The sequence below is a fragment of the Shigella sp. FC1967 genome (assembly GCF_001743005.1).
GTDB lineage: Bacteria > Pseudomonadota > Gammaproteobacteria > Enterobacterales > Enterobacteriaceae > Proteus.
Genome location: NZ_MIIZ01000166.1, coordinates 1 through 10,375, shown reverse-complemented (window position 1 = coordinate 10,375; position 10,375 = coordinate 1). Strand labels below are relative to the sequence as shown.

At 38.3% G+C, this 10,375-nt stretch carries 8 protein-coding genes; 1 reads left to right on the top strand and 7 read right to left on the bottom strand.

Annotation, left to right across the window (positions count from 1 at the left end):
* Positions 1-33 precede the first annotated feature (33 nt).
* The 7 genes from rmf to rlmKL form a co-directional block, all read right to left on the bottom strand.
* The gene (rmf, locus tag BHE89_RS24670; protein WP_286145818.1) at positions 34-204 is read right to left on the bottom strand and encodes a ribosome modulation factor; all 171 of its coding nucleotides are present in this window, start codon (positions 202-204) and stop codon (positions 34-36) included.
* 466 nt (positions 205-670) lie between these two features.
* Positions 671-1,084, bottom strand: coding sequence for an ASCH domain-containing protein (locus BHE89_RS01540; RefSeq protein ID WP_069368266.1), 414 nt, complete (start codon positions 1,082-1,084; stop codon positions 671-673).
* Positions 1,085-1,182: 98 nt separating this feature from the next.
* Complete coding sequence (gene pqiC / locus BHE89_RS01535; protein WP_248620403.1) at positions 1,183-1,758, bottom strand: membrane integrity-associated transporter subunit PqiC; 576 nt, start codon at positions 1,756-1,758, stop codon at positions 1,183-1,185.
* Positions 1,755-3,407 carry an intermembrane transport protein PqiB gene (pqiB, locus tag BHE89_RS01530; protein ID WP_069368265.1) on the bottom strand — a complete coding sequence of 551 codons (1,653 nt, stop codon included), beginning with the start codon at positions 3,405-3,407 and terminating at the stop codon, positions 1,755-1,757. The genes pqiC and pqiB overlap by 4 nt, the downstream gene beginning before the upstream one ends.
* Positions 3,400-4,689, bottom strand: a complete 1,290-nt coding sequence (pqiA, locus tag BHE89_RS01525; protein WP_069368264.1) for a membrane integrity-associated transporter subunit PqiA — start codon at positions 4,687-4,689, stop codon at positions 3,400-3,402. Before pqiA ends, pqiB begins: the two co-directional genes overlap by 8 nt.
* 85 nt (positions 4,690-4,774) lie before the next feature.
* Complete coding sequence (locus tag BHE89_RS01520) at positions 4,775-6,703, bottom strand: ABC transporter ATP-binding protein (protein ID WP_069368263.1); 1,929 nt, start codon at positions 6,701-6,703, stop codon at positions 4,775-4,777.
* 6 nt (positions 6,704-6,709) lie between these two features.
* Positions 6,710-8,824, bottom strand: a complete 2,115-nt coding sequence (rlmKL, locus tag BHE89_RS01515) for a bifunctional 23S rRNA (guanine(2069)-N(7))-methyltransferase RlmK/23S rRNA (guanine(2445)-N(2))-methyltransferase RlmL (protein WP_069368262.1) — start codon at positions 8,822-8,824, stop codon at positions 6,710-6,712.
* A 108-nt stretch (positions 8,825-8,932) separates the two neighbouring features.
* On the opposite strand from rlmKL, the gene BHE89_RS01510 reads away from it, so the two are divergent.
* Positions 8,933-10,090: a YcbX family protein gene (locus BHE89_RS01510; RefSeq protein ID WP_069368261.1), complete on the top strand. Its 1,158-nt coding sequence runs from the start codon at positions 8,933-8,935 to the stop codon at positions 10,088-10,090.
* The last annotated feature ends 285 nt before the right edge of the window (positions 10,091-10,375 follow it).

The following is a 10,375-nucleotide window of genomic DNA, read 5'->3' as shown; positions in this document are numbered from 1 at the left end:
TCTCGTTTCTGTCTTTTCATATCTAGACAACCCTCACGTTCTAAGTTTAAGCGGAAAGATAATGATTGTTTTTTCAACAATCACTATAAATTGATACGCATCAACCGCGAAATAAGGACAAAGTTCTTTTGAACGGCCTTGCATACCAGCTTGATAACCTTTCGATAATGCTCTTGCTAAACGATCTCGTTTCTGTCTTTTCATATCTAGACAACCCTCACGTTCTAAGTTTAAGCGGAAAGATAATGATTGTTTTTTCAACAATCACTATAAATTGATACGCTCTATTGAGCATTTAAGCAAGTAAAGAAGTTAATACAAATGTCATATTTGTGATGTTGAGCCAGTTGCAAGTTTAATAACCAACATTATTATTTAATATTTATCATAAGAAATTATCGGGTTATTTTTTACATCACGAAAAATAAAAATTTAATTTATTGATATTTAACATACATTATTAATTTAAAACTATTTAAGCTATTTTCAGCTTATTTAATTAAGAAATTTAATAAGATAAATTGATATTTATTTTTAAATTTATGTCAATATAAAACTTGGTTAATAAATATAAGTTTTTTGCTCTATTTATCTTTTTTTGTAGAAAGCGCTTTTTTAATTACCTTTGTTTTATTAAGGAATTAGCCATCATTGAAGGCAAAATAAGTGATTAGTGCCTCTTACAGACTTCTATTAATTCAAACTCTTCAAATACTAACTCCATATCTTCTGAAAAAGTGCCTTCTCGGTTAAAGAACGCTTTATGTCCTTCTTGCCAATAGGACAAACTTAAATCCCCTTCACCTTCTCTCTTAGCTAGCTCTTCTGTGACTTCATTAAATCGAATTAACTGCAAAGAACGTGTACGAATCACGCAAACAGGCTCGTTTTTACTGTTCAGAATAATGTTAAAACCACCGATAACTGGAATAACACTGTCACTAAAAAAACCACTCAATGAGCTACATGTTGCCGTTTTTTTACCGTCAATCACTAGCATAGCAAGTTCATCTGCTAACTGAGCATTGTCACCAAATGACCAACTAATTGCAGTGGGGTATTTCTTTTTAAGTTTGGCTAACATATTGTTACCTTTTGTGTTTTAAATAAACAAAACCCAATATTCAATTTGAAAAAAATTAAAGAGAATATTGGGTTTGAATAAACGTAAGACTAAATCAGTTAATATTGGGATTGAATCGCTTTCGCTATATCAGAAACAACTTGCTCCCACCCTTCTCCTAATGTACGCACTAGAGCAGGATAACCATCTTCAGTTTGTGTTAAAACTAAAGAGAATGGCTGATTAATCACTTTATTATTGTCAGTATAAATCCAGTCACCTGAAATAATTACTTGTCCATCATAACGGCCTTGAAAGTAATTAACAGTAACCGTTAATTTAGCCAAGTTATCCTCAACAGGTTGATTAGCAACGACGGTACCTGGCAATGCTTTTGTTAAACCTAAAATAAGGTTCTGTTGTAATTGCTGATCAAGTGGATTAATCCATAGGTGCTGATTAGCCACGGTATAGTTAATATCCGTCGTTTGATAAACAATTCCTGCATTAGTTAACATATTAGACAAGCGGATCGGCTGAACCCAAATTTGAGGCTTCTTAGCTGACTGTGTTGCCGAGACTTGTTCTGTGACGCTATTTTGATAAATATTAGGCAACTGATAATACATTTTATCAATCTGACTCGAGCATCCCATTAACATCAACACAAATATCCCAATGATGTATTTCATCATTTTTCAGCCCTCTTTGGTTCTGGATCTTTACCTTCCTTCGCTTCGAAAATCAATGCATTGCTCTTATTGTTCAATGTTTTCAATAAAGGCTGCATCTCTCTTAACACTTGATCAAGCTGTTGCATATTATCGAGCATTTTTCCATAAGCCGGAGAGCCCGGTTGAAAACCTTGCATACTGCGATTGATCTCTTCCAGTGACTGTTGAATATCATTAGGAAGATTTCTAAATTCATCACTGCCAATCATGGCATTCAATGCTTTCAGTGTTTCTTTTGCTTCAGCAACTGCTTTTTGGCTTTCCGATAAAGTTGCTGTCATCTCTTTAAGCATCGGTTCAACAGGAAGGTTGTTGATCTTATCAAGCGATGTCATCACTTTTTGTTGAATTTGCGCTAAACCTGATCCCACTGTAGGTATTTGCTGGAAGCCAGCGACCTCTAGAGGTCCTTCCCATTTTTTTTCATCTGGGTAGAAATCAAGATCAATATACAGAGCACCTGTTAAAAGGTTACCTGATTTTAATGAAGCTCTTAATCCATTATTAGAAGCTGAAGTGATCTCTTTGACGAAATCAAAACTTTCACCCACATCATTGGCAAAACGTTCTGGTTCGACATGGATAAGCACTGGAATACGAAAATCTTTATCCAACGTTTGTTGCATACCTTTTGTGTAATAAGGTACTTGAACAACAGTCCCCATCCGAATTCCTCGAAACTCAACAGGGGCTCCAGCTTGTAATCCTCTTACTGAATCAGAGAAAAACATAATGTAGCTACGATAATCAGTATATAACGAGTTTTGAATACTTTTCTCATTATCGTAGAGTTTAAACTCTGTTTTAGGTGCAATTTGTTCACCTGGCAACCAACCCGCAGGAACATCAAAACTCACTCCGCCACTAAAGAGAGTGGAAAGAGATGCCATTTCAACACGCACCCCAGATGAAGACATATCAAAAGCAATACCCGAATCTTTCCAGAATCGAACATTAGATGTCACCATTTTGTCATAAGGCGCTTTAATAAAGAGTTGATAATGCATGTCTCGACTCTCGATATTGAACTCACTGGTTTCAACAGAGCCGACCTGATAACCTCTAAATAAAACAGGGTCACCTGCATTTAATTGACCTGCTCTTTCGCTCACCAAGTTAATGCGAATGCCTTTCGCATCAGGCGAAGCTAGCGGTGGTGAGTCGAGAAGATTAAATTCATTTTTCTCGTTTCCAGTCAAACCTGGTTGTAATTCAATATAGGCACCTGAAAGCAAGGTTCCCAGCCCGGTCACCCCTTCTTTACCTATTTGCGGTCTTACAACCCAAAAAGCGGTATCTGATCGTAATAGTTCATTCATGCCGGTATCAAGACGTGCATTGATAATAACGCGGCTAAAATTACTGTCGAGTGTGACACTTTCGACTAAACCAATATCTACACTACGACTTTTGATTTTCGTTTTACCGGCTTCAATGCCCTCAGCATTATAAGTAATTAAGGTAACTTCAGGACCTTGATGGCTGAAATGATAATAAAGTATCCATGCACCAATCAATAAGGTGACAAGCGGTATGATCCAAACTGGAGACCAGCTTTTTAATTTGTTAATTTTTGCTTCAGTTAAAGCAGTTTCATTCTTTTCAGTCACCCTTAGGCTCCTTAATCATCGGTTTATCATCTTCGGTTGTACATTTATCCCACGTCAACCGAGGATCAAACATCATTGCAGAGAACATAGTGAGTACCACGACTACTGCAAATAGCACCACACCAAAATCTGGGTAGATGCTCATCAGACGTCCCATTCTGACTAATGAAGCTAAAACAGCAATGACGAAGACGTCAATCATCGACCAACGCCCTACATATTCAACAACCTCGTAGAGAAAATGCATTCTAGCAGGATCTCTTTTTCCATTCGATTTATGTGCATCCCAACATAACCACGCTATTGCTACCATTTTTAAGCTTGGCACCATAATACTGGCAATAAATATCACCATCGCAACAGGATAAGAGCCGTCTTCCCAAAGCAAAATTACCCCAGCCATAATTGTGGAATAAATATTATTACCTAATGATTCAGTCACCATGATAGGTAATAAATTAGCAGGGATGTAAAGAATAAATGACGTAATCAATAGGGAAACTGTCCATTGCAAGCTTTTCGGTCTTCTTGCATACCCTTTAACTTCACAGCGACTACATTCATATTGATCTGCGGGTAAGATTGCCGTACATGAACGACATAATCTAACGCCTTGTTTTAGCCCTGATTTACCTGATTCAATATCGGGATAATTTGGACGAGGTTCTAATTTTTCCCATAAAGTATGTTTATCAAGGCACTGGAATGCTCGAATTTGAAATAAGCAATAAAGTACATAAGGTAGGAAACTGAGTCCAAGTCCAATATCACCATAAGCCATTAATTTTACGAAGCTAACTAAAATACCCGCAAGAAAAATCTCCGCCATACACCACGATTTTAATTGGAATAAAATCCGTGATAACCAAATTTGTAGCTTTCGAGGTAATTGAATTGGTGTACAAAGAAGTAAGATTGCCACCATACAAAAAGCGGGCACAATTTGAACAAACAGTAGGAAAAATGCGCCTAATTCGACGTAATTTTCACTAAACATCACCGTTGGGATTTGCATCAGTGTCACATTGTTAGCAATACCTGCCACTTCCATACTCACGAAAGTAAACTGGCTTGCCATTAGCAACATAAATAATGCGCTGATTGCTAATGCGACAGGTTGATAAAAAGGCTGTCGCCAACGTGCAACTAAGATAGTATGGCAACGAGGGCATGTTGCCTTTGTTCCTTGCACTAATTGAGGAACACTGACCACCAGATCGCACTGAGGACATAATATTTGCTCATGTTTATGTTCATGACGATGTTGTTGACCAGAGCACACAGCGACACCTCTTATTTAGAATAATCAATAAAAGAATAGTTAACTCAGAAAGTAAAACGGGGGCGTGATGCCCCGTTTTCGGTCGCTATTCGCCGTTTTGCATCAATTCTAGCTCTTGCCATCTGTCAAAAGCAGTTTCAAGCTCTTGTTCTTTATCTGCAAGCGCTTTTAACACTTTTTCTGTTTCTTCATGAGGACGTGTAAAAAAATCTGCCCCACTTACTTCTTCTTGTAATGCACTTAACTGCGTTTCTAAGCTTTCTAATTTAGCAGGAAGTTGCTCAAGTTCTCGCGCCAAATGATAACTTAACTTGTTAGAACGAGTGTTCTTTTTAGAGCTATCTTTCACTTTTGCTTCTTTTTCAGCTTTTTCTGGTGCATTGCGCGGTTTGCTTGCCGCACTTTTTAGTGAACCCGACTGTGCTCGTTGTTGTTGAGCATCGTAATATCCACCAACGTAGCTGTTAATAACACCATCACCTTCAAAGATCCAACACTCAGTTACACTATTATCAACAAATTCACGATCATGGCTAACCAGTAAAACAGTGCCTTGATAGGCATCAACAAGCTCTTCTAGCAATTCCAATGTTTCAACATCGAGATCATTGGTTGGCTCATCGAGAATAAGCAAGTTACTTGGTTTTAAGAATAAACGAGCCAGTAATAGGCGGTTTCTCTCTCCCCCTGAAAGAGCACGAACAGGCGTCATTGCACGTTTTGGAGGGAATAAGAAGTCTTGCAAATAACCAAGTACATGGCGCGGACGACCATTAACCATCACTTCTTGTTTACCTTCAGCAAGGTTATCCATGACTGTTTTATCAGGATCAAGTGTCGCACGGTGCTGATCAAAGTAAGCAACTTCAAGCTTAGTACCACAATGAACTCGTCCGCTGTCTGCTTTTAAATCGCCCAACATGAGTTTCAATAAAGTGGTTTTACCACAACCATTCGGTCCCACCAGCGCAATTTTATCACCACGTTGTACTTTGGCAGAAAAGTCATGAACTAACTTACGCATTCCAATGCTGTAATTAACATCTTCAAGTTCAAAAACAATTTTACCAGAGCGAGTCGCTTCTTCGACCTGCATACGTGCACTACCTAACACTTCACGGCGTTCACTGCGCTCAACACGTAGCGCTTTTAATGCTCTAACACGACCTTCATTGCGAGTACGTCGAGCTTTAATACCTTGGCGTATCCACGCTTCTTCTTGCGCTAATTTACGATCAAACTCTGCATTTTGTTGCTCTTCAACACGTAATGCTTCTTCTTTGCTTTCAAGATACTTATCGTAATTTCCTGGCCATGAAGAAAGTTTTCCACGATCAAGATCGATAATCCGCGTTGCCATATTCCGGATAAATGAACGGTCATGAGAAATAAAGACTATACTTCCTTGGAAATCTTTTAAGAACTTCTCAAGCCAAAGGATCGTTTCAATATCAAGGTGGTTTGTTGGTTCATCTAAAAACAGCACTTTGGGTGCGCTGACTAATGCACGTCCTAATGCTGCTTTTCTTAACCAACCACCAGATAGAGAAGAAAGATCTGCTTCACCATCTAAACCGAGTTTTTCTAGCACTTCTGCAATTCGGCTATCAAGTAACCACAAGTTACGACTATCAAGTACTTCTTGCAGCTCTGCCATTTTATTGAGATTTTTATCAGAAGGATCTGTCTCAATCAATTTAGAAATATGGTGGTAATCCGTTAGATATTTAGCATCTTCTTCAACACCTTCTGCAACAAAGTCAAAGATAGTACCTTCAATGTCTCTTGGCGGATCTTGTTGCAAACGAGCAGTTACAAGATCTTGCTCATAAACCACTTGACCATCATCTAAAGGTTGCTCTTTCGATAACACTCTTAATAGCGTTGATTTACCCGCACCATTGCGTCCAACTAAACAAACGCGTTCATTTTCTTCAATAAATAAATCGGTACTATCTAATAATGGGGCATCACTGAAAGAGAGATAAGCCCCAGTCAAACTAATTAACGGCATTGTAAATTATTCCTCACCAGCATGAGTTAACAGCCAGCAATTGTGAATTTGACGGTTACGCGCAAAGTCTTGTGATAATGTTTTCTGTGTTATCTCTTTTGCACACAACCCAATTTTTGCTAACTCGTCATGTTCCATTTTGAATCCACGTTTGTTATTTGAGAACATAATTGTTCCGCCTTTTCTTAACAAACGTTTCAAATGTTTCATTAGTTCAATGTGATCCCGCTGTACATCGAAGGTGTTTTCCATTCGTTTAGAGTTAGAAAACGTCGGTGGATCGATAAAGATCACATCAAATTGTTCATTGCTCTGCATTAACCACTGAATGCAATCTGCTTGCATTAAACGGTGCTGTCTGCCAGATAAACCATTCGCTTGGAAATTTTTCTCAGCCCATTCAAGATAAGTACGGGACATATCAACGGTTGTTGTGCTTTTTGCACCACCAATTCCCGCATGAACAGAAGCTGTACCGGTATAAGCAAAAAGATTTAAGAAGTCTTTTCCATTGCTCATTTCACCCAGCATTTTTCGTGCAATACGGTGATCTAAGAACAACCCGGTATCAAGATAATCGGTTAGGTTTACCCAAAATTTTGCACCAAACTCGTCAACTAAGAAAAAATCACCCTTTTCGGCCATTTTTTCATACTGCTGTTTACCTTTTTGGCGTTGACGGGTTTTTAAAATCAGTTGATCAGAACGTAATGCCAATACTTCCATTGTTGCGCTAATCACATCGAATAAACGCTGACGGGCTTTGTGTTCATTAACCGTTTTAGGGGGGGCATATTCTTGAATAACCACTTTATCGCCATAGCGATCCACAGCAACATTATATTCAGGTAAATCAGCATCGTATAAACGATAACATTCAATTTGCTGTTGTTTTGCCCATTTCGCGAGTTTTTTCTCATTTTTACGTAAACGGTTTGCAAAATCTTCCGCAAGTCCAGTGTTAATCGTTGATGGTGTATCAGAAAGTAAATAGTTCTTTTGTACACAATCAAGAGGACCATTTTTTGCTTTGAACTCTCTTTCAGCACGTAATTGAATACAACTTAACAATTCTGGTGATGCACTAAATAGCGATAATCGCCATCCTGGGAAATGTGCTTTTATCGCTCGTCCTAATTGGCTGTGTAGTGCAATTAATGCTGGCTCACTTTCTAAACGCTCACCATAAGGAGGATTACTGATAATAGTCCCTTTTATTTCTGTTGACACAGGGTTTGTCAGTTTAGCGGCATCACCATGAGCAAACGTGATCAGTTCAGCTACATTCGCTCTGCGGGCATTGGCTCTTGCCATATCCAATACACGTTTATCGACATCAAAACCGTAGAAACGCGCAGTGGTATTCTTTTTACCTTCACGGAAACGGGCAAACGCTTCATGAGTCACTTCTTTCCATAACGCTTCATCGTGACCTAACCAATGGCGGAATCCCCAATGCACACGATTTAATGCAGGAGCGCAGTCAGTCGCCATCATGGCAGCTTCAATTAATAATGTACCAGAGCCACACATTGGATCGATTAATGGTGTGTCGGTTTTCCAGCCTGAACGCATAATAATTGCGGCAGCTAAGTTTTCTTTTAATGGTGCTTGTCCTGTTAAATCGCGGTAGCCACGTTGATGTAAACCATCACCACTTAAATCTAAAGACAATGAGGCCTTTTCTTTATGAAGGTGGATAGTTAAGCGGATATCAGGAGATTGTTTAGCGACATCTGGACGTTGCCCTATTTTACGTTGAAATGAGTCAACGATGGCATCTTTTGCTTTTAATGCACCATATTGGCTATTACGAATAATGTCATTCGTACCATTAAAATGGATAGCAAAAGTTTGATTAACAGTAAAAATTTCACTCCAATCAATTGCCTGCACACCAAGATATAAGTCTAAATCACTATAAACATTGAACTCATTTAACGGCAACATAATACGTGACGCTAAACGGCTCCAAAGTAAAGACTGATACATGGTTTTATCATCAGCACGAAAATAAACACCGCCTTGTGTTATCTGGCAAGCCTGAGCACCAAGGTGTTCAAGTTCAGATTTTAATAGTTCTTCCAGACCTCGGCCTGTGCTGGCAAACAGAGAGCGCATAATATTGTTACCACCTAAAATAAAATTGTTGGGCATTATAGCTAATTGTATTACGTTGTCATAAAGTTACTGGCTATAAAAAATAATAATGTCTTTTTGGGAGCACCGATGATCAACGTTTCACGCCTTTATATACACCCAGTTAAATCAATGAAGGGAATTCGACTTTCTCATGCATTTGCTCGTGAGAGCGGATTCACGTTTGATCGTGATTTTATGATAACCACCCCAGAAGGGACTTTTATCACAGCACGAAAATTTCCCATTTTGCTGTGTTTTATTCCCACTGTCATGGCAAACGGTATTTATATTCAAGCACCTGATGGTGAAGGCATTGCTATCACTTATCAAGATTTTGAGACCACATTGCAGCCGACAGAAGTTTGGGGCAACCATTTTACCGCGTATGTGGCACCAGATGAAATAAATCAGTGGTTCAGTCGTTATTTAAAAATGGATGTTCAACTTCGTTGGACGGGTGAAAAATCGACCCGTCGAGTGAAAAAAAATCCAGAAACCGCGGTTTCTTTCGCTGATGGTTACCCTTATTTATTAATTAATGAAGCCTCATTTCAATACTTACAACAGCGTTGCCCCGCTTCAATTAATATTGAGCAATTTCGAGGCAATATCCTCATAACAGGTGCAAAGCCTTTTGAAGAAGATACTTGGCAAACTATTCGTATTGGCGCTGTTGTGATGGATCTTATGAAACCTTGTAGCCGTTGCATCATGACCACAATCAGTATTGATAAAGGCGTTAAACATCCTAACACAGAACCACTCGCAACACTGCAAACATTCCGTAGTGATGAAACGGGTGATGTCGATTTTGGTCAAAATATCATCATTCGTCAAACGGGTATTATTCGTGTGGGAGACACTGTTGAAGTATTAGCTTATAAAGAAGCGAAACAATATCTTGTAACAGCACCTGTTGAAACACAATCAACACCTATTGTTGAAAACGCACAAGAACAGACTGTCAGTATTGAATTTAACGGTGAGGTTTTCGAAGGTAATAACCAAGAAGTCCTGTTAGAACAGCTTGAAAATAATGGTTATACCATTCCTTATAGTTGCCGAGCTGGCCTTTGTGGCTCTTGTGCTATCCAATTAGATGAAGGCGATGTTAATGCATTAAAAGCTGGCGCAATTAAACGCTCAGGTAAAATTTTAGCCTGTAGCTGTGTGCCTAACGGTAATGTGAAACTTTCACTTAAAGATAATAAAAATGACATTGCTATAAACAAAGAAATGAAATAAAGAACTCAATATAAACACAGTTATGTATGATATATATCGTTATCAGTAAATATTAAATTGATTAGCTTTCCCCCAATCATATATAACTGAGTTTATTGAATCCCAAAGCTCAAGTAATCTCCCCCTAATATTCATTACATCGTCAGTCGTTATGATTTGTCAGAACAGTATTACCTTGTTAAGTATAAAGGTAATTGAAAAGGATTTTCTTGAGAATTAAGTGCATTAAGATTGATTAACTAGCTAATTTTTAAGAGGATTAATCTCATAACTCAATTAAAAAAG